The organism is Pseudomonas sp. MDT1-85, from assembly GCF_054898065.1.
Map to the genome: position 1 here is coordinate 1,264,272 of NZ_CM142715.1, position 18,409 is coordinate 1,282,680.

21 protein-coding genes are annotated in these 18,409 nt (G+C 59.1%); 10 read left to right on the forward strand and 11 right to left on the reverse strand.

Going from position 1 to position 18,409, the window contains the following annotated elements:
* Position 1: 1 nt before the first annotated feature.
* From ptsN to ACYZT2_RS05610, 8 genes are all read right to left on the reverse strand, one after another.
* The gene (gene ptsN, locus ACYZT2_RS05575; protein ID WP_253553237.1) at positions 2-466 is read right to left on the reverse strand and encodes a PTS IIA-like nitrogen regulatory protein PtsN; all 465 of its coding nucleotides are present in this window, start codon (positions 464-466) and stop codon (positions 2-4) included.
* Positions 467-478: 12 nt separating this feature from the next.
* Complete coding sequence (gene hpf, locus ACYZT2_RS05580) at positions 479-787, reverse strand: ribosome hibernation-promoting factor, HPF/YfiA family (protein WP_003178005.1); 309 nt, start codon at positions 785-787, stop codon at positions 479-481.
* Positions 788-861: 74 nt separating this feature from the next.
* Positions 862-2,355, reverse strand: coding sequence for an RNA polymerase factor sigma-54 (locus ACYZT2_RS05585; protein WP_461970788.1), 1,494 nt, complete (start codon positions 2,353-2,355; stop codon positions 862-864).
* 185 nt (positions 2,356-2,540) lie between these two features.
* Positions 2,541-3,266, reverse strand: coding sequence for an LPS export ABC transporter ATP-binding protein (lptB, locus tag ACYZT2_RS05590; protein WP_030128011.1), 726 nt, complete (start codon positions 3,264-3,266; stop codon positions 2,541-2,543).
* Entirely contained in the window at positions 3,266-3,814 is a 549-nt protein-coding gene (gene lptA, locus ACYZT2_RS05595) for a lipopolysaccharide transport periplasmic protein LptA (protein WP_461970791.1), read from the reverse strand. Before lptA ends, lptB begins: the two co-directional genes overlap by 1 nt.
* Positions 3,801-4,373, reverse strand: a complete 573-nt coding sequence (gene lptC / locus ACYZT2_RS05600) for an LPS export ABC transporter periplasmic protein LptC (RefSeq protein ID WP_461970793.1) — start codon at positions 4,371-4,373, stop codon at positions 3,801-3,803. Before lptC ends, lptA begins: the two co-directional genes overlap by 14 nt.
* Before the next feature lie 7 nt (positions 4,374-4,380).
* Positions 4,381-4,905 carry a KdsC family phosphatase gene (locus tag ACYZT2_RS05605; protein ID WP_461970795.1) on the reverse strand — a complete coding sequence of 175 codons (525 nt, stop codon included), beginning with the start codon at positions 4,903-4,905 and terminating at the stop codon, positions 4,381-4,383.
* A complete protein-coding gene (locus tag ACYZT2_RS05610) occupies positions 4,905-5,879 on the reverse strand; it encodes a KpsF/GutQ family sugar-phosphate isomerase (protein ID WP_461970797.1) in 975 nt (324 codons plus the stop codon). Before ACYZT2_RS05610 ends, ACYZT2_RS05605 begins: the two co-directional genes overlap by 1 nt.
* A 276-nt stretch (positions 5,880-6,155) precedes the next feature.
* Between ACYZT2_RS05610 and ACYZT2_RS05615 the strand changes: the two genes are divergently transcribed.
* The 10 genes from ACYZT2_RS05615 (at position 6,156) to hisC (ending at position 14,144) form a co-directional block, all read left to right on the forward strand.
* Entirely contained in the window at positions 6,156-6,965 is an 810-nt protein-coding gene (locus ACYZT2_RS05615; RefSeq protein ID WP_461970799.1) for an ATP-binding cassette domain-containing protein, read from the forward strand.
* Complete coding sequence (gene mlaE, locus ACYZT2_RS05620) at positions 6,965-7,762, forward strand: lipid asymmetry maintenance ABC transporter permease subunit MlaE (RefSeq protein WP_253553228.1); 798 nt, start codon at positions 6,965-6,967, stop codon at positions 7,760-7,762. The genes ACYZT2_RS05615 and mlaE overlap by 1 nt, the downstream gene beginning before the upstream one ends.
* Entirely contained in the window at positions 7,762-8,229 is a 468-nt protein-coding gene (gene mlaD, locus ACYZT2_RS05625) for an outer membrane lipid asymmetry maintenance protein MlaD (RefSeq protein WP_008070583.1), read from the forward strand. Before mlaE ends, mlaD begins: the two co-directional genes overlap by 1 nt.
* A gap of 11 nt (positions 8,230-8,240) precedes the next feature.
* On the forward strand, positions 8,241-8,894 hold the full coding sequence (locus ACYZT2_RS05630; RefSeq protein WP_461970802.1) for an MlaC/ttg2D family ABC transporter substrate-binding protein: 654 nt from the start codon (positions 8,241-8,243) through the stop codon (positions 8,892-8,894).
* Positions 8,891-9,196, forward strand: coding sequence for an STAS domain-containing protein (locus ACYZT2_RS05635; RefSeq protein ID WP_461970804.1), 306 nt, complete (start codon positions 8,891-8,893; stop codon positions 9,194-9,196). Before ACYZT2_RS05630 ends, ACYZT2_RS05635 begins: the two co-directional genes overlap by 4 nt.
* A gap of 114 nt (positions 9,197-9,310) precedes the next feature.
* Positions 9,311-9,562: a BolA family protein gene (locus tag ACYZT2_RS05640; RefSeq protein ID WP_305423505.1), complete on the forward strand. Its 252-nt coding sequence runs from the start codon at positions 9,311-9,313 to the stop codon at positions 9,560-9,562.
* Between the two features lie 22 nt (positions 9,563-9,584).
* Entirely contained in the window at positions 9,585-10,850 is a 1,266-nt protein-coding gene (gene murA / locus ACYZT2_RS05645) for a UDP-N-acetylglucosamine 1-carboxyvinyltransferase (RefSeq protein WP_007901567.1), read from the forward strand.
* Between the two features lie 141 nt (positions 10,851-10,991).
* Positions 10,992-11,627 carry an ATP phosphoribosyltransferase gene (hisG, locus tag ACYZT2_RS05650; protein WP_007901570.1) on the forward strand — a complete coding sequence of 212 codons (636 nt, stop codon included), beginning with the start codon at positions 10,992-10,994 and terminating at the stop codon, positions 11,625-11,627.
* A gap of 124 nt (positions 11,628-11,751) precedes the next feature.
* Positions 11,752-13,089: a histidinol dehydrogenase gene (gene hisD / locus ACYZT2_RS05655; RefSeq protein WP_461970807.1), complete on the forward strand. Its 1,338-nt coding sequence runs from the start codon at positions 11,752-11,754 to the stop codon at positions 13,087-13,089.
* Between the two features lie 2 nt (positions 13,090-13,091).
* Positions 13,092-14,144: a histidinol-phosphate transaminase gene (hisC, locus tag ACYZT2_RS05660; protein ID WP_461970809.1), complete on the forward strand. Its 1,053-nt coding sequence runs from the start codon at positions 13,092-13,094 to the stop codon at positions 14,142-14,144.
* 123 nt (positions 14,145-14,267) lie between these two features.
* On the opposite strand, the gene ACYZT2_RS05665 is transcribed toward hisC, so the two are convergent.
* From ACYZT2_RS05665 to algW, 3 genes are all read right to left on the reverse strand, one after another.
* Positions 14,268-14,987: a DUF4198 domain-containing protein gene (locus ACYZT2_RS05665; protein ID WP_461970811.1), complete on the reverse strand. Its 720-nt coding sequence runs from the start codon at positions 14,985-14,987 to the stop codon at positions 14,268-14,270.
* Between the two features lie 12 nt (positions 14,988-14,999).
* The gene (locus ACYZT2_RS05670; protein ID WP_461970813.1) at positions 15,000-17,105 is read right to left on the reverse strand and encodes a TonB-dependent siderophore receptor; all 2,106 of its coding nucleotides are present in this window, start codon (positions 17,103-17,105) and stop codon (positions 15,000-15,002) included.
* Positions 17,106-17,230: 125 nt separating this feature from the next.
* Positions 17,231-18,394, reverse strand: coding sequence for a Do family serine endopeptidase AlgW (algW, locus tag ACYZT2_RS05675; RefSeq protein ID WP_461970815.1), 1,164 nt, complete (start codon positions 18,392-18,394; stop codon positions 17,231-17,233).
* Between the last annotated feature and the right edge of the window lie 15 nt (positions 18,395-18,409).

Genomic DNA, 18,409 nt, shown 5'->3' on the forward strand with positions numbered 1-18,409 from the left:
ATTAGTGACCGTTCTGCTCGTCCAGGACAACCTGATACAAGGCTTCGTTGCTCGGGGCACGGCGCAGTTTTTCACGCACTTCCTTGCGATCGAGCATGCTGGCGATCTGGCGCAGTAGCTCCAGGTGCGCATCGGTGGCGGCTTCCGGGACCAGCAGAACGAACAGCAAGTCAACCGGGGCACCGTCGATGGCGTCGAAATCGATAGGGGCTTCCAGATGCAGCAGGGCACTGATTGGCGAGGTGCAGCCTTTGAGCCGGCAATGGGGGATGGCGATGCCGTTGCCGAAACCGGTAGAACCGAGTTTCTCACGGGCAATCAGGGCCTCGAAGACGTCCTGCATTTCCAGATCCGGTACTTCGCGGTGGATAAGGTTGGCAATCTGCTCGAGGGCTTTCTTTTTACTGCCACCCGGCGCGTTCACTTGGGAACGGCCGGGGGTCAGGATGGTTTCTAGTCGGATCATGGATTGGGGGTGTTAACGACCGGTCGCGCCCTGGAGGAGGCTCTGGGTCTTTTCCTTATGCTTTTTGAGTTGGCGATCCAGCTTGTCGGTCAGCAGGTCGATGGCGGCATACATGTCCGTATGCTCGGCATTGGCGACCACTTCTCCGCCGGGAATATGCAGCGTGGCTTCGATCTTCTGCAGCAGTTTTTCGACGTTCATCGTGACTTGCACATTGGTGATCTTGTCGAAATGCCTCTCCAATCGGTCGAGTTTTTCGCCGATGTAGGTGCGCAGGGGTTCGGTCACTTCCAGTTGGTGTCCACTGATGTTGACTTGCATACAGCTTCTCCTTCGTTGCCAGTGCATAAAGCGGTAGATCAGATGATCTACCACTGGAACGCTGTGGCGTGGCTCTACATCAACCGCTTGCGTTCGCTCGAAGGCGCGATCCCGAGGGATTCGCGGTACTTGGCGACGGTGCGGCGAGCCACCTGAATGCCTTGTGCCTCCAGTAAACCAGCGATCTTGCTGTCACTCAACGGCTTTTTCTGATTTTCCGCGGCAACCAGTTTTTTGATGATCGCGCGAATCGCTGTGGACGAGCATTCACCGCCTTCGGAGGTACTGACGTGGCTGGAAAAAAAGTATTTCAGTTCATAGATGCCCCGTGGGGTATGCATGAATTTTTGCGTGGTCACCCGTGAAATCGTCGATTCATGCATGCCCACCGCTTCGGCAATGTCATGCAGCACCAACGGCTTCATGGCTTCGTCACCGTATTCAAGAAAGCCGCGCTGATGCTCGACGATCTGGGTGGCGACTTTCATCAGGGTTTCATTGCGGCTTTGCAGGCTCTTGATGAACCAGCGAGCTTCCTGCAACTGATTACGCATGAAGGTATTGTCAGCGCTGGTATCGGCGCGGCGCACAAAACCGGCGTATTGGGCATTGACCCGCAGGCGTGGCACCGATTCCTGATTCAGCTCCACCAGCCAGCGCTCGTTGTCCTTGCGCACAATCACGTCGGGAACGACGTATTCGGCTTCGGTGGACTCGATCTGTGAGCCCGGGCGTGGGTTGAGGCTCTGGACCAATTCAATAACCTGGCGCAGCTCATCTTCCTTGAGCTTCATGCGGCGCATCAGCTGGCTGTAGTCGCGGCTGCCGAGCATGTCGATGTAATCGGTGACCAGGCGCTTGGCCTCGGCCAGCCAAGGGGTCTTGGCGGACAGTTGGCGCAATTGCAGCAGCAGGCATTCCCCGAGGTTGCGGGCGCCGATGCCAGCGGGTTCGAATTGCTGAATGCGGTGCAGGACGGCTTCGATTTCGTCCAGTTCGATGTCCAGTTCCGGGTCGAACGCTTCGAGGATTTCCTCGAGGGTTTCGTCCAGGTAGCCCTGATTGTTGATGCAATCGATCAGGGTTACGGCGATCAGACGATCGGTGTCGGACATCGGTGCCAGGTTCAGCTGCCAGAGCAAATGACTTTGCAGGCTTTCACCGACCGACGTACGGGTGGTGAAATCCCACTCGTCGTCATCGTTGCTCGGCAGGCTGCTGGCGCTGGTCTGGTAGACGTCCTCCCACGCAGTATCGACGGGCAATTCGTTGGGAATTCGCTCGTTCCAGTCGCCTTCCTCGAGGTTATCCACCGTCGGAGCGGTTTCCTGGTAGGAGGGTTCCTGGACATCGGCGTTGGGTTTCTGTTCGGCGCTATCGGCCAAGGGGTCGGCGTTATCGAAGTCGTCGCCTTCTTCCTGGCGTTCGAGCATCGGATTGGACTCCAGGGCCTCCTGGATTTCCTGTTGCAGGTCCAGGGTCGACAATTGGAGCAGGCGGATGGCCTGTTGCAGCTGCGGTGTCATCGTCAGCTGCTGGCCCATTCTCAAGACTAGCGATGGTTTCATGGCAGGGGCTTAACACCTTATTCGCCGGCGCACATGCGCCATCCACTACAGGGCGCCGAAGCGCCAAACATAAGCAAATTATATGCCTGAAACTGAAGTGTTTGCCTAGAGCGCTGTAACAATAAAAAGTTATTGATTTTTTATTGAAGCGAGCGCTCTCTCGGCGACCCGGGCACCTCGGGTGCTTACAGGCGGAACTCGTGGCCCAGATACACTTCCTTGACCAGTTCATTGGCCAGGATGGTGGCGGAGTCACCTTCAGCGATCAGTTGGCCATCGTTGACGATGTAGGCGGTTTCGCAGATATCCAGGGTCTCACGAACGTTATGGTCCGTGATCAGCACGCCAATGCCTTTGGCCTTGAGGTGATGGATGATCTGCTTGATGTCGCCCACCGAAATCGGGTCTACACCGGCGAAAGGTTCGTCGAGGAGGATGAATTTCGGATTGGTAGCCAGTGCCCGGGCGATTTCCACGCGGCGGCGTTCACCACCGGACAGGCTCATGCCGAGATTGTCGCGGATGTGGTGGATGTGAAATTCCTGCAGCAGGCTTTCCAGCTCCTGGCGACGACCGGCCTTGTCGAGCTCCTTGCGGGTCTCGAGGATGGCCATAATGTTGTCGGCCACAGACAGTTTGCGGAAGATCGACGCTTCTTGCGGAAGATAGCCGATACCCGCCTTCGCACGACCGTGCATTGGCTGGTGGCTGACGTCCAGGTCGTCGATCAGTACGCGGCCCTGATCGGCCTGTACCAGGCCGACAATCATGTAGAAGCAGGTGGTTTTGCCGGCGCCGTTAGGGCCAAGCAGGCCGACGATCTGACCGCTGTCGATGGACAGGCTGACGTCGCGCACGACCTGACGGCTCTTGTAGCTCTTGGCCAGATGCTGAGCTTTCAGAGTTGCCATTACTGGGCCTTTTGCTCGTCGGATTTCTTCTTCGGCTGGATCACCATGTCGATGCGAGGGCGTGCCTCGGTGACCTTGTTACCCGTGGCGCGACCGGCGCTCGCAAGCTTTTTGACCGTGTCGTAGACGATTTTCTCGCCTTGGGTGACGTTGTTGTCCTTATCGATGACTTTGGCGCGATCGATCAGCACGACGCGGTTTTGCGAGGCGTGGTACTGGATAGTTACGCCGTAGCCCTGAACCGGCTTGGTGTCGCCCGCCGTTTGCAGTTGCTCGAAGTAGGCTAGGTTGCCCACCGAAGTCACCACGTCGATGTCGCCCGCCGGGGTGCGGGTGATGGTCACGGTGTTGCCGGTAACCTTCATCGAGCCCTGGGTGATGATCACGTCGCCTTTATAGGTAGCAACGCCATTCTTGTCGTCCAGTTGGGCATCGTCGGCCTGAATGCGGATAGGCTGCTCTTGATCGTTCGGCAGAGCCCAGGCGCTCACGCTTCCCAGTGCTGCGCCCAGACTGAGCAAAATAGGGAGAGTTTTAACGAGCCTCATACTGTCCTCTTACGTTCGATAGCAGGTGTATCCTGCTTTCTTTCAAGTACGCTTTCATTCCGTTGCCTGTTGATACACCGCCAGCGCCGTCGATTCTAACGGGTTGATCGGTCTGCGCATATTGCTGCTGCGGGAACACTGTCATACGGGTGGTGGTAATCAGGGTTTTGCGGTTTTTTTCGTCGAAACGTGTGATACGTACCGAATCAATCAGCTCGACCTGAGTGCCGTCCGGGTTGACTTCGCCGCGCTCGCTCTGGACGTGCCAGGGGAATTCGGTGCCACGGAACATGTTCAGGTCAGGATTGGTCAGCAACGTCACCTCGCTCACTTTCACGTGTTCGACCTTGTCTGACGTCATCTCGTATTGCAGTTTGCCGTCGGGCAGGTACTGCACGCTGTGGGCGTTGATGGCGTAATAGTCGATCGCGCTTTCATCGACCTTCACCACCGGTTTGTCGAGGAAGCGTTCCGGGCTGATGTTCCAGTAGCCGACTGCCGCAAAAATCGCTGCGATGCAACCGAACACCAGGATGTTGCGAATTTTTTTGCTCAGCATGATGGGCTCACAGGTACGCGGCATTGGCCGCATCAAGGCGGCCCTGGGCGCGCAGGATCAATTCGCAGAATTCGCGAGCGGCACCCTCGCCACCGCGGGCCTGGGTGATGCCATGGGCGTGTTCGCGCACGAAACTGGCAGCGCTGGCCACCGCCATGCCAAGGCCGACGCGGCGAATCACCGGCAGGTCTGGCAGGTCGTCGCCGAGGTAGGCCACTTGTTCATAGGTTAGGTTGAGCTGGCCAAGAAGTTCGTCGAGCACCACCAGTTTGTCTTCGCGACCCTGATACAGATGTGGAATGCCGAGGTTCTTCGCGCGCCGCTCGACCACTGGCGTTTTGCGGCCGCTGATGATCGCGGTCTGCACGCCGGCGGCCATCAGCATTTTGATGCCCTGGCCATCGAGGGTGTTGAACGTCTTGAACTCGCTACCGTCTTCGAGGAAGTACAGGCGCCCGTCGGTCAGCACGCCGTCGACGTCGAATACCGCCAGTTTGATCTGTTTGCCGCGTTGCAGCAGGTCCGTGCTCATTACATTACTCCTGCGCGCAACAAGTCGTGCATGTTCAAGGCGCCGACCGGGCGGTCTTCGTTGTCGACCACTACCAGCGAGCTGATCTTGTGGTCTTCCATGATTTTCAGCGCCTCGGCGGCGAGCATCTCGGCGCGGGCGGTCTTGCCGTGGGCGGTCATCACTTCATCAATGGTCGTGCTGTGGATATCAATGGTGCGGTCCAGGGTGCGGCGCAGGTCGCCGTCGGTGAAGATCCCGGCGAGCTTTCCATCTGCGCTCAGGACAACGGTCATGCCCAACCCCTTGCGGGTCATTTCCATCAAGGCATCCTTGAGCAGCGTACCGCACATGACTTGCGGTAATTCGGTGCCGGTATGCATGACATTTTCCACTTTCAGCAACAAACGGCGGCCAAGGGCGCCACCCGGGTGGGAAAAAGCGAAATCTTCAGCGGTAAAGCCGCGAGCTTCAAGCAAGGCAACGGCGAGAGCGTCGCCCATGACCAGTGCTGCGGTGGTCGACGAAGTAGGTGCCAGATTCAGCGGACAGGCTTCGTGTTCGACGCTTACATTGAGGTTGACTTCCGCTGCCTTGGCGAGCGGGGACTCGGGGTTGCCGGTCAGGCTGATCATTTGAATGCCCTGGCGCTTGATCAGCGGCAGCAAGGTGACGATCTCGTTGGTCGACCCGGAGTTCGACAGGGCCAGGATGATGTCATCACGGGTGATCATGCCCATGTCGCCATGGCTGGCCTCGGCCGGGTGCACGAAGAAGGCCGTGGTGCCGGTGCTGGCCAGGGTGGCGGCGATCTTGTTGCCGATGTGCCCCGATTTGCCCATGCCGACCACGACCACGCGGCCTTTGCTGGCCAGAATCATCTCGCAAGCACGTACGAAATCCGCATCGATATGGGGCAGCAAGCCTTGTACGGCTTCCAGTTCGAGGCGGATGGTACGTTGTGCTGATTGAATCAGGTCGCTGGATTGGTTCATGTCAGAGATCGAATAGCCTGATGAAAAGGCGGCGATTATAGCGGTAATGATCAAAACCCTCACGCAAGTTCGTCGCGGTTTGTCATTCCTTGTTACCGAATCTCTCTAAATAGATGATTTCAGGCGGTCATGTTGCTGAACATGCCCGGCTTGGGCCTTGGGCGCTTGAGCTTTGCAGTGATATAGTTCGCCGCCAGTTCGGCCTGCCCGGGGAGGTATGTGCTTTCGCCAGAAAGCCAGGCGTCCGAGTGAGAGGCTGCATCGCAAGGAGTTTAGATGAGCGCCGATAACGCCTACGCGGTCGAGCTGAAGGGACTGACCTTCAAGCGCGGCACGCGCAGCATTTTCAATAACGTCGATATCCGCATACCGCGCGGCAAGGTCACCGGCATCATGGGGCCTTCCGGGTGTGGCAAGACCACGCTGTTGCGGCTGATAGGCGCACAATTGCGCCCCACCAGTGGTGAAGTCTGGGTCAATGGCCAGAACCTGCCAACGTTGTCGCGCAACGATCTGTTCGATGCGCGCAAGCACATGGGGGTGCTGTTTCAGAGCGGCGCGCTGTTTACCGACCTTGATGTGTTCGAGAACGTCGCCTTTCCGCTGCGTGTTCATACCGCGCTGCCGGAAGAAATGATCCGCGACATTGTCCTGCTCAAGTTGCAGGCAGTGGGCTTGCGTGGCGCCATCGACCTGATGCCCGACGAATTGTCCGGCGGTATGAAGCGTCGCGTCGCGCTGGCACGGGCAATTGCTCTCGATCCGCGAATCCTTATGTACGACGAGCCTTTCGTCGGCCAGGACCCGATCGCCATGGGCGTGCTGGTGCGCCTGATCCGCCTGCTCAACGATGCACTGAACATCACCAGCATTGTGGTTTCCCACGATCTGGCCGAGACCGCGAGCATCGCTGACCACCTTATTGTGGTGGGTGACGGGCAAGTGTTGGGCCAGGGCGCACCCAAGGATTTGATGAAGTCGGATGAGCCACGTATTCGTCAATTCCTGACTGGCGAACCCGACGGCCCGGTCGCGTACCACTTTCCAGCGCCGGATTACCGCGCAGATCTTCTGGGGAAGCGTTGATGCGCAAGATTTCATTGATAGAACGGGTGCGCCGTTTCGGTTATGGCGGCATCGATGTGATGGCGGTGTTCGGGCGTTCAGCGTTGTTCCTGTTTCATGCCTTGCTCGGTCGTGGCGGCATCGGCGGCGGTTTCGGCTTGCTGGTCAAGCAACTGCATTCGGTGGGCGTGATGTCCCTGGTGATCATCGTGGTCTCCGGGGTGTTCATCGGCATGGTGCTGGCCTTGCAGGGCTTCAACATTCTGTCCAGCTACGGTTCGGAACAGGCCGTCGGGCAGATGGTTGCGTTAACGCTGCTGCGTGAACTGGGGCCGGTGGTCACGGCCTTGCTGTTCGCCGGGCGCGCAGGTTCGGCGCTGACCGCCGAAATCGGCAACATGAAGTCCACCGAGCAATTGTCCAGCCTGGAAATGATCGGGGTCGACCCGCTCAAGTACATCATTGCCCCGCGCCTGTGGGCCGGCTTCATTTCCTTGCCGGTGCTGACGATGATTTTCAGCGTGGTGGGTATCTGGGGCGGTTCGTGGGTGGCCGTCGACTGGCTGGGTGTCTATGAAGGCTCCTACTGGTCGAACATGCAAAACAGCGTGACGTTTGTCGACGACGTGCTCAACGGCGTTATCAAAAGCATCGTTTTTGCCTTCGTCGTGACCTGGATCGCCGTATTCCAAGGCTATGACTGCGAGCCCACTTCCGAGGGGATCAGTCGTGCCACTACCAAGACCGTGGTGTATGCCTCTTTGGCTGTACTCGGCCTGGACTTTATTTTGACCGCCTTGATGTTTGGAGATTTCTGATGCAAAACCGCACCCTGGAAATCGGTGTCGGCCTTTTCTTGCTGGCTGGCATCCTGGCTTTGCTGCTGTTGGCCCTGCGGGTCAGTGGCCTGGCTCCGACGGCGAGCACCGATACATATAAACTTTATGCATATTTCGACAATATCGCTGGTTTGACGGTCAGAGCTAAAGTGACCATGGCCGGTGTCACCATCGGCAAGGTCACCGCAATCGATCTGGATCGCGACAGCTTCACCGGTCGGGTGACCATGCAACTGGAAAAACGCGTAGATAACCTGCCGACTGACTCCACTGCATCTATCCTGACCGCTGGCCTGTTGGGTGAGAAATACATCGGTATCAGCGTGGGCGGGGAAGAAACCCTGCTCAAGGAAGGGGGAACCATCCACGACACGCAGTCGTCGCTGGTGCTCGAGGACCTGATCGGTAAATTCCTGCTCAATACCGTTAGCAAAGACGCCAAATGAGGAGCTTTTGAATGATCTCTATCTTGCGACGTGGCCTGTTGGTGATACTCGCGGCTTTGCCGTTGATGGCTAACGCTGTGGCGTCGCCTTCGGCGCACGAACTGGTACAGGACACCACCAATCGGTTGTTGGCGGATCTTTCCGCCCACAAGGAAAAGTACAAGCAGGACCCGCAGGACTTTTACACGGCGCTGAATACCATCGTCGGACCTGTGGTGGATGCCGAAGGTATTTCCAAAAGCATCATGACGGTCAAGTATTCACGCAAGGCTACGCCCGAGCAGATGCAGAAGTTTGTCGAAAACTTCAAAAGGGGCCTGTTCCAGTTCTATGGCAATGCCCTGCTGGAGTACGACAACGAAAGCATCACCGTTGACCCTGCCAAGGATGAATCGGGAGACCGTACCAGCGTTGGCATGAGGGTCAAAAGCAGCAGCGGCGCGATCTATCCTGTGTCTTACACACTTGAAAAGATCAATGGCGAGTGGAAGCTGCGCAACGTGATCATCAACGGCATCAACATTGGCAAGCTGTTCCGCGATCAGTTCGCTGATGCGATGCAACGCAATGGCAACGATCTGGACAAAACCATCAACGGTTGGGCCGGGGAAGTCGCCAAAGCCAAGGAAGCCACCGAAAAATCCACCGAGACCCAAACCCAATGAGTGAGTCGGCCATTCGCATGAGCGAAGCCGGCGAGCTGCTGCTCAGCGGCGTGCTGGATTACCGGACAGGCCCGAACCTGCGCAAGCAGGGGCAGGCGCTGATCAAGTCCAGTAACGCGGCTGCGCTGGTGGTTGATTGCTCCGCGGTGGAAAAATCCAGCAGCGTCGGCTTGTCGCTGCTGCTGTGCTTCATGCGCGATGCTCAGGCGGCCGGCAAGGCCCTGAGCATTCGTGCGATACCCGAAGACATGCGTGAAATCGCTCAGGTCAGCGAATTGACCGAGCTGTTGGCGCATCCCTGAACCGCATCTATAAAGAAGCCCCCCGTCAGAGTCCTGCTTCCCGGGGTTCGCAGGCGCGGGGCTTTTTTGTATGATGTCCGACCCGCGCGCACAGGGCGCCGATTGAGGTTGAGCATGCAGGCCACCGAAGTGAAGAGCTTTCTTGAAGGAAAGCTGTCCGAGACTCTTTTACAAGTGCAGGTAGAAGTTGAGGGCGAAGGCTGCAACTTTCAGCTGAACGTGATTAGCGATGAACTGGCGGCGTTGAGCCCGGTGAAGCGTCAGCAGCAGATTTATGCCCATTTGAACCCATGGATCACCGATGGCAGCATCCATGCGGTCACTATGAAATTTTTCAGCAGCGCGGCCTGGGCCGAGCGCACCTGAGCCCAAGGGCGTCGAGATTCTTATGGATAAATTGATTATTACCGGTGGCGTTCGTCTTGATGGCGAAATCCGCATCTCCGGGGCAAAGAACTCTGCCCTGCCGATCCTGGCTGCAACCCTGTTGTGCGATGGCCCGGTTACCGTTGCCAACCTGCCGCACCTGCACGACATCACCACCATGATCGAGCTCTTCGGTCGCATGGGCATCGAGCCGGTGATCGACGAGAAGCTCAGCGTCGAAATCGACCCGCGCACCATCAAGACCCTGATCGCGCCGTACGAATTGGTGAAAACCATGCGTGCCTCGATCCTGGTGCTGGGCCCGATGGTTGCCCGTTTCGGTGAAGCCGAAGTCGCACTGCCTGGCGGTTGCGCCATCGGTTCGCGTCCGGTCGACCTGCACATCCGTGGCCTCGAAGCCATGGGCGCAGTCATCGACGTCGAAGGCGGCTACATCAAGGCCAAGGCCCCTGAGGGCGGCCTGCGCGGTGCGCACTTCTTCTTCGACACCGTCAGCGTGACCGGTACCGAGAACATCATGATGGCGGCCGCTCTGGCCAAGGGCCGCAGCGTGCTGGCGAACGCCGCTCGCGAGCCTGAGGTCATCGACCTGGCGAATTTCCTGAACGCCATGGGCGCCAAGATCACTGGCGCCGGCACCGATACCATCACCATCGATGGCGTCGAGCGTCTGCACCCGACCACTTACAAGGTGATGCCTGACCGTATCGAGACCGGCACCTACCTGGTGGCGGCAGCGGTGACCGGCGGTCGTGTGAAGGTCAAGGACACCGATCCGACCATCCTCGAAGCCGTTCTGGAAAAACTCCGCGAATCGGGTGCTGAAATCACCTGCGGCGAAGACTGGATCGAGCTGAACATGCACGGCAAGCGGCCAAAAGCCGTGAACGTGCGGACCGCTCCATACCCGGCGTTCCCGACCGACATGCAGGCGCAGTTCATCTCCCTCAACGCCATTGCCGAAGGCACTGGTGCGGTGATCGAGACGATCTTCGAAAACCGCTTCATGCACGTTTACGAACTGCACCGCATGGGCGCTCACATCCAGGTCGAAGGCAACACCGCCATCGTCACCGGCATCGAAAAGCTCAAGGGCGCGCCAGTAATGGCCACCGACCTGCGTGCTTCCGCCAGCCTGGTAATCTCGGCGCTGATCGCCGAAGGCGATACCCTGATCGACCGCATCTACCACATCGACCGTGGTTACGAGTGCATCGAAGAAAAACTGCAGATGCTGGGCGCCAAGATCCGCCGCGTTCCGGGCTAGTAGCTGCTTTGGGCACAGGGACGTGCCCGCTGAATTCGTTTCGAGTCGAGGGTAGTCTTTTCATTAGATAGACGCCCTCGATGTGTGTCCGGCGCCGATTGCGACCGGACATGAGTACCTTGATAAGGACTGACGTTTCCCATGTTGACTATCGCACTGTCCAAGGGCCGCATCCTTGACGACACCCTGCCGCTTCTGGCTGAAGCGGGCATCGTGCCGACCGAGAATCCGGACAAGAGCCGCAAGCTGATCATCCCCACGACCCAGGCCGACGTGCGCTTGCTGATCGTGCGCGCCACCGATGTGCCGACCTACGTCGAGCATGGTGCCGCGGACCTCGGCGTCGCCGGTAAAGATGTGCTGATGGAATATGGCGGCCAGGGTCTGTACGAGCCTCTGGATCTGCGAATTGCCCTCTGCAAGCTGATGACCGCCGGCCGTGTCGGCGATGTCGAGCCCAAGGGGCGTCTGCGGGTGGCGACCAAATTCGTCAACGTTGCCAAGCGTTACTACGCCGAGCAGGGCCGTCAGGTCGACATCATCAAGCTCTACGGCTCGATGGAGCTGGCGCCGCTGATCGGTCTGGCAGACAAGATCATCGACGTGGTCGACACCGGTAACACCCTGCGTGCCAATGGCCTGGAACCCCAGGATTTCATTGCCGACATCAGCTCCCGGCTGATCGTGAACAAAGCTTCAATGAAAATGCAACACGCCCGTATCCAGGCGTTGATCGACACCCTGCGCAAGGCAGTGGAGTCTCGACACCGCGGCTGATTCACCTGCGCGACGTTAAGTCGCGCCCGTCTATCCGCCTCATAGCCAGAATTCTCAGGTGCCCAAGCGGATCGATGGTAGCTTCGGGTACCTGAGTTTTCGCCATTCCTATGAGGCTCTCGCTATGACCGCACCGACTGCAATTCGCCGACTCAACGCTGCTGACCCGGATTTCGCACATCATCTGGATCATCTGCTGAGCTGGGAAAGTGTGTCTGACGACTCGGTCAATCAGCGGGTGCTGGACATCATCAAGGCTGTGCGCGAGCGTGGCGACGCGGCGCTGGTGGAGTTCACCCAGAAGTTCGACGGCCTGCAAGTCGCCTCCATGGCAGACCTGATCCTGCCGCGCGAACGACTGGAACTGGCATTGACCCGCATCACCGTGCCTCAGCGCGAAGCCCTGGAAAAAGCCGCGTCCCGCGTGCGCAGCTACCACGAAAAACAGAAACAGGATTCCTGGAGCTACACCGAAGCCGACGGCACGGTGCTGGGCCAGAAGGTCACGCCGCTGGATCGCGCCGGTCTGTACGTGCCGGGCGGCAAGGCGTCGTACCCGTCCTCGGTGCTGATGAACGCAATTCCAGCCAAGGTTGCAGGCGTGACTGAAGTGGTCATGGTCGTGCCAACCCCGCGCGGCGAAATCAACGAACTGGTGCTGGCGGCGGCCTGCATTGCCGGGGTTGACCGGGTGTTCACCATCGGCGGCGCCCAGGCAGTTGCGGCGCTGGCTTACGGCACCGAAAGCGTGCCGAAGGTCGACAAGGTAGTTGGCCCGGGCAATATCTATGTGGCCACCGCCAAGCGCCACGTGTTCGGTCAGGTCGGCATCGACATGATCGCCGGGCCGTCGGAGATCCTCGTGGTGTGTGACGGTCAGACCGATCCGGACTGGATTGCCATGGACCTGTTCTCCCAGGCCGAGCACGACGAAGATGCCCAAGCGATTTTAGTCAGCCCGGACGCCGAGTTTCTCGACAAGGTCGCTGCGAGCATTGCCAAGCTGCTGCCGACCATGGAACGTGCCGAAATCATCGAGACCTCGATCAATGGTCGCGGTGCGCTGATCAAGGTTCGTGACATGGAGCAAGCCATCGAAGTGGCCAATCGCATTGCGCCGGAGCACCTGGAGTTGTCGGTCGCCGATCCGCAGGCCTGGTTGCCGCAGATCCGTCACGCCGGCGCGATCTTCATGGGCCGCCACACTTCCGAAGCGCTGGGCGATTACTGTGCAGGCCCGAACCACGTGTTGCCGACGTCCGGCACTGCGCGCTTCTCTTCGCCGCTGGGTGTTTACGACTTCCAGAAACGCTCGTCGATCATCTTCTGCTCCGAGCAGGGTGCCTCCGAACTGGGCAAAACCGCTTCCGTGCTGGCCCGGGGCGAGTCGCTGACCGCTCACGCGCGGAGCGCCGAATACCGCATCGTTGACGAAGACTTTTTTCAAGGGCAGGGCAACTGAGCATGAGTAAATTCTGGAGTCCCTTCGTCAAGAACCTGGTGCCTTACGTGCCGGGCGAGCAGCCGAAGCTGGCGAAACTGGTGAAGCTCAACACCAACGAAAACCCGTACGGTCCATCGCCCAAAGCGTTGGCCGCGATGCAGACCGAACTGAACGATAACCTGCGTCTGTACCCGGACCCGAACAGCGACCTGCTCAAGCAGGCTGTTGCCAAGTACTACGGCGTGCAGACGAATCAGGTGTTCCTCGGCAACGGTTCGGATGAAGTGCTCGCGCACATCTTCCACGGTCTGCTGCAACACGAGCAACCGCTGCTGTTCCCGGACATCAGCTACAGCTTCTACCCGGTTTACTGCGGGTTGTACGGCATCGCATTCGACGCGGTGCCGCTGGATGAGCAATTCCAGATCAATCCGGCGGACTACGCCAAGCCGAACGGCGGGATCATTTTCCCTAACCCGAACGCGCCGACCGGTTGCCTGTTGGCGCTGGACGCGGTCGAGCAGATCCTCAAGGCCAGCCCGGATTCGGTGGTCGTGGTAGATGAGGCTTACATCGATTTCGGCGGTGAAACGGCGATCACGCTGGTGGACCGTTATCCCAACCTGTTGGTGACTCAGACCCTGTCCAAGTCCCGTTCACTGGCGGGCCTGCGGGTTGGCCTGGCGGTCGGGCATCCGGACCTCATCGAGGCGCTGGAGCGGATCAAGAACAGCTTCAACTCCTATCCGCTGGATCGTCTGGCGATTGTCGGGGCTGCGGCGGCGTTCGAGGATCGTGAGTATTTCGACAAGACTTGCCGTTTGGTGATCGAAAGCCGTGAATGGGTGATCGCGCAGTTGCAGGCCAAGGGTTTTGAAGTGCTGCCGTCGGCGGCGAACTTCATCTTCGCACGGCATCCGCAACATGATGCGGCGGGGCTGGCGGCGAAGCTGCGTGAGCAGGGCGTGATCGTTCGGCACTTCAAGCAAGAGCGGATTGCCCAGTTCCTTCGGATTTCCATCGGTGCGCCGGAGCAGAATCAGGCACTGATCGACGGCCTCGGCGATCTCTAATCCATCCTCGATCCTGTGGGAGCGAGCCTGCTCGCGATAGCGGTTCGGCATTCAACATCAATGCTGAATGTTATGGCCCCATCGCAAGCAGGCTCGCTCCCACAGGTTTTGTGTGGTGACTGGTTACTCGTGATGTGGTTCGCCAAGGAAGGTCAGTGACGTGAACAGCCCGCGTGTCGCCACATCCGGGTTGTCCTTCAGCGGAATCTCCATCTGCGCCGCAATCACATTCAACCCTTCATTACGCACCAATACTTGCGCCCGACCCTCTGCGTCGGTTTCGGTGCTCAAGGTATTCGGCGCGCTGCGATAGTCGCCCACCAGCTTCACGCCCGCCGCCGGCTTACCGTCCAATAGCACCCGAACCGGCAGCGATTTACCCGGCCCAACAGTCAGCGGATCAACCTCCGGCAGAATCAGCAATTTCATCTGATCGAGCTTCGGCAGTTTCGCTCCTTGCTGGTATATCGCCAGGCTGTACTTGAAGGTCTGGGTCGACTCAATGGCCCCCGGTACTTTGCTGCGTCCTTCATTGATCCATTTCTTGTCCGCCGTCTGCGACCACATGCCATTGTTCAGCGCCACGGCCATCACTGCTGGTGGTTTCAACGGCTGCAGGCGGGCGTGGTCGGCCAGCCGTTGCACGTTCACCGGGATCATTTCTCCGGCTACGTCATAGGCCCAGGCGCCACTGATCTTCTGCGCCTTGAAGGCGTTGTCTTCGGCGCCATGGCCGTAGATGACTTCGATGTTACCGCGACGTTGTTCGGTCCAGAGACCGTGGGCGGAGACTTGGCTGGTAACTAGCAGACCGAGTAGCGCCAAGGATTTGAGGTGTTGCATGGAGACGTCCTTTTACAGGTTGAGTGTCAGGCTGACGGTGAAATTGCGCGGCTCGCCGGGGTTGACCCAGTAGTTGCTGTAGGAGCGCTCGTAATATTTCTCGTCGAAAAGGTTGTTCAGGTTCAGGCCGACAGTGACGTTGTCGCTGGCCTTGTAATGGGCCAGCAGGTCGACGGTGTGGTAGGCCGGCAGTTCGAAATCGCTTCCGGCTTCACCCGAACGATTGCCGACATAGGTGAACGCGGCGCCGAGATCCGAACCGCGCAAATGGCCATCCTGAAATTCATAAACACCCAGCAAACTGCCGCTACGTTTGGCTACACCGAGAATTCGGCTGCCGGTGGGGATGACCTTGTCGCCCTGGGTGACTTCGGCGTCGATGTAAGCGAAAGCACCGATCACTCGCACGGCGTCGGTCACTTGCCCAGTGACTTGCAGGTCGACACCCTGGCTGCGGGCCTTGCCCATGGCGCGGCTGGAATCGGTGCTCGGATCGAGCGCCAGGACGTTTTCCTTTTCGATATGGAAGGCGGCGAGGGTGGTGCTCAAGCGTTCGTCGAACAGCTCGCTCTTGATCCCGACTTCATAACCGACGCCTTCTTCCGGGTCGAAGGATTTGCCAGCGGCGTCCAGGCCGTTGTTCGGTTTGAACGAGGTGGAGGCGTTGGCAAACAGCCCCACTTCAGGCGTCAGTTGGTAGAGCAGGCCGGCTCGCTGGGTCAGGGCATCGTGGCGCTGGCGGCTGGTCGCGTTGCGGCTGTGATCGTCGATGCTTTGTTCGAAGTGTTCGAAGCGCGCACCGATCATGCCGCGCAGTTTGTCGGTGAAGACGATCTGGTCCTGAAGGTTCAGCGCCTGGCTTTCGACGTGCTCGAAGAAGTCGGTCCCGGAGCGTGTGCCATTGGGTTTCGGCTGGCCGTATATCGGTCGATAGATATCGATGGCGTACGGGCCCCCGGCAATGGTCGTGACCCGTTCGTTCTTGCGGAAATTCTCGTATTCGCTGCCGATCAGCAGTTCGTGTTGCCAACTGCCGATGTCGAACAAACCGCGCAGTTCGAGTTGAGTGATGCTGTCGTGCCAGTTGGAATCGCGCTCGCGGTAGCGACGGTTGACGGTGTGGCCGTCGGCGTTCAATGGACGATTTTCGGAGGCGAAGCCCCAGAGTTTGCCTTCCTTGTAATGGCTGGCGAGGCGCAGTTTCCAGCGGTCGTTGAGCTGATGTTCGAGGGCGGCTTGCAGCAGATTGTTGTGGTTGTCGATGTTGCCGTCGTTGGGTTCGCCAAGGAAGGTCGAACGGGAGACGCCGCTCCATTTATTGTTCGGCGCGACGATGCCGCGATCGAATGTCGAGCTGTGGCGAACGAATTCGCTCTCCACCAACAGGCTGGTGTCCGGATTAAGTTGCCAACTGAACGAAGGCGCAACGAACACACGCTGGCTGTCGACGTGATCGCGGAAGCTGTGGTTGCCCTCGACCGCCAGGTTCACCCGGGACAGAACGTTGCCGTCATCATCCAGCGGTGTGTTGACGTCCACGGCGGTGCGATAGCGATCCCAACTGCCGGCGCTGGTTTGCAGTGTGGTGAAGGCTTCGGGCTGGGGTTTCTTGGTGACGATGTTCACCGTACCGCCCGGATCGCCACGACCATAGAGACTGGCGGCCGGGCCTTTGAGCACTTCGATGCGCTCGATGTTGGCCACGTCCGGCGTGCTCGGATAGCCGCGGTTGGCGCTGAAGCCATCCTTGTAGAACTCCGACGTGGTGAAGCCGCGCACGCTGTATTCGTAGAGCGTCAAGCCGCCGAAGTTGTTCTGCTTCGATACGCCACCGGCAAAATCCAGCGCGCGCTCGACGCTGGTGCTACCCAGGTCCTTGAGCACGCTGACAGGAATCACACTGATCGATTGCGGGATATCGCGCAGGGCGGTGTCGGTCTTGGTTGCGCTGACAGAGCGCGTGGCTCGGTAACCCTTGACCGGGCCGGTGGGGGATTCGTACTCGGAGGTGACGCTGATGGCGTCCAGCTCAACGGTTTGCGATTCTTCGGCGAAGACCGGATCCCCCAACAAACCGAGGGCCAGGCCTGCGAGGGAAGCCATTGTTCGAGACGACATGTCATGTTGTTCCAATAGTGATATTGAAACAATATAACATGCCTAATGAGAATGTCTGCTGTTACGGCATTGTGGAGCGGCCGAGGGCGTCAATATCGTCCGAACGCGGCCCGAACCTTCGGCAGCTACTCTTCTTTTTCCTTGACAGGCATCGGCGCGGGTGGCGGACGCAGACCGATTTCTGCCGTGAGCTTGAGCTCTTTACCGTTGCGCATCACCTGAATGGTGACCTTTTCTGTCGGCTTGATTCGCGCCACCTGGTTCATCGAACGGCGACCGTCGCCGGCCGGTTCGCCGTCGATGCTGAGGATTACGTCGCCCAGTTGCAGGCCGGCCTTCTGCGCCGGGCCGTCACGGAAAATCCCCGCGACCACAATCCCCGGACGTCCGGACAGACCAAACGATTCCGCCAGTTCCTGACTCAACGGTTGCACTTCGATGCCGAGCCAGCCGCGAATCACCTGGCCGTGTTCGATGATCGACTTCATCACTTCCATCGCCAGTTTGACCGGGATCGCGAAGCCGATGCCCTGAGAACCGCCGGACTTGGAGAAGATCGCCGTGTTGATGCCGGTCAGGTTGCCGTTGGCGTCCACCAGTGCGCCACCGGAGTTGCCGGGGTTGATCGCGGCGTCGGTCTGGATGAAGTCTTCGTAGTTGTTCAAGCCCAGCTGATTGCGCCCGGTGGCGCTGATGATGCCCATGGTCACGGTCTGGCCGACGCCGAACGGGTTGCCGATGGCCAGGGCCACGTCGCCGATGCGGATATTGTCGGAACGGCCGACGGTGATCGACGGAAGGCTTTTCAGGTCAATCTTCAATACCGCGAGGTCGGTTTCCGGGTCGCTGCCGATGACTCGGGCCAGGGTTTCACGGCCATCCTTGAGCGCCACCACGATCTGGTCGGCACCGCTGGTCACGTGGTTGTTGGTCAGCAGGTAACCTTCCGGGCTCATGATCACGCCCGAACCGAGGCTCGACTCCATGCGCTTCTGCTTGGGCGAGTTGTCGCCGAAGAAGCGGCGGAACTGCGGATCTTCGAACAGCGGATGGCTGGGCTTGTTGACCACTTTGGTGGTGTACAGGTTGACCACCGACGGCGCGGCCGTGGTCACCGCGTCGGCATAGGACACCGGGCCCTGCTGCAGACCGAGGGTTTGCGGGGCTTGCTGCAGATTGACGTCCAGGCTCGGTAGCCCGACCCACTCCGGGTAACGCTGCATAATCAATAGAGCGATAAGCACGCCGGCCAACAGCGGCCAGCCGGAAAAACGCAGCGCCTTGAGCATTAAGCAAGTCCTACA

Bases quoted from the DNA above. Each gene is read 5' to 3' on its own strand.
- ptsN (WP_253553237.1), bottom strand. From the start codon at position 466: ATGATCCGACTAGAAACCATCCTGACCCCCGGCCGTTCCCAAGTGAAC.
- hpf (WP_003178005.1), bottom strand. From the start codon at position 787: ATGCAAGTCAACATCAGTGGACACCAACTGGAAGTGACCGAACCCCTG.
- ACYZT2_RS05585 (WP_461970788.1), bottom strand. From the start codon at position 2,355: ATGAAACCATCGCTAGTCTTGAGAATGGGCCAGCAGCTGACGATGACA.
- lptB (WP_030128011.1), bottom strand. From the start codon at position 3,266: ATGGCAACTCTGAAAGCTCAGCATCTGGCCAAGAGCTACAAGAGCCGT.
- lptA (WP_461970791.1), bottom strand. From the start codon at position 3,814: ATGAGGCTCGTTAAAACTCTCCCTATTTTGCTCAGTCTGGGCGCAGCA.
- lptC (WP_461970793.1), bottom strand. From the start codon at position 4,373: ATGCTGAGCAAAAAAATTCGCAACATCCTGGTGTTCGGTTGCATCGCA.
- ACYZT2_RS05605 (WP_461970795.1), bottom strand. From the start codon at position 4,905: ATGAGCACGGACCTGCTGCAACGCGGCAAACAGATCAAACTGGCGGTA.
- ACYZT2_RS05610 (WP_461970797.1), bottom strand. From the start codon at position 5,879: ATGAACCAATCCAGCGACCTGATTCAATCAGCACAACGTACCATCCGC.
- ACYZT2_RS05615 (WP_461970799.1), top strand. From the start codon at position 6,156: ATGAGCGCCGATAACGCCTACGCGGTCGAGCTGAAGGGACTGACCTTC.
- mlaE (WP_253553228.1), top strand. From the start codon at position 6,965: ATGCGCAAGATTTCATTGATAGAACGGGTGCGCCGTTTCGGTTATGGC.
- mlaD (WP_008070583.1), top strand. From the start codon at position 7,762: ATGCAAAACCGCACCCTGGAAATCGGTGTCGGCCTTTTCTTGCTGGCT.
- ACYZT2_RS05630 (WP_461970802.1), top strand. From the start codon at position 8,241: ATGATCTCTATCTTGCGACGTGGCCTGTTGGTGATACTCGCGGCTTTG.
- ACYZT2_RS05635 (WP_461970804.1), top strand. From the start codon at position 8,891: ATGAGTGAGTCGGCCATTCGCATGAGCGAAGCCGGCGAGCTGCTGCTC.
- ACYZT2_RS05640 (WP_305423505.1), top strand. From the start codon at position 9,311: ATGCAGGCCACCGAAGTGAAGAGCTTTCTTGAAGGAAAGCTGTCCGAG.
- murA (WP_007901567.1), top strand. From the start codon at position 9,585: ATGGATAAATTGATTATTACCGGTGGCGTTCGTCTTGATGGCGAAATC.
- hisG (WP_007901570.1), top strand. From the start codon at position 10,992: ATGTTGACTATCGCACTGTCCAAGGGCCGCATCCTTGACGACACCCTG.
- hisD (WP_461970807.1), top strand. From the start codon at position 11,752: ATGACCGCACCGACTGCAATTCGCCGACTCAACGCTGCTGACCCGGAT.
- hisC (WP_461970809.1), top strand. From the start codon at position 13,092: ATGAGTAAATTCTGGAGTCCCTTCGTCAAGAACCTGGTGCCTTACGTG.
- ACYZT2_RS05665 (WP_461970811.1), bottom strand. From the start codon at position 14,987: ATGCAACACCTCAAATCCTTGGCGCTACTCGGTCTGCTAGTTACCAGC.
- ACYZT2_RS05670 (WP_461970813.1), bottom strand. From the start codon at position 17,105: ATGTCGTCTCGAACAATGGCTTCCCTCGCAGGCCTGGCCCTCGGTTTG.
- algW (WP_461970815.1), bottom strand. From the start codon at position 18,394: ATGCTCAAGGCGCTGCGTTTTTCCGGCTGGCCGCTGTTGGCCGGCGTG.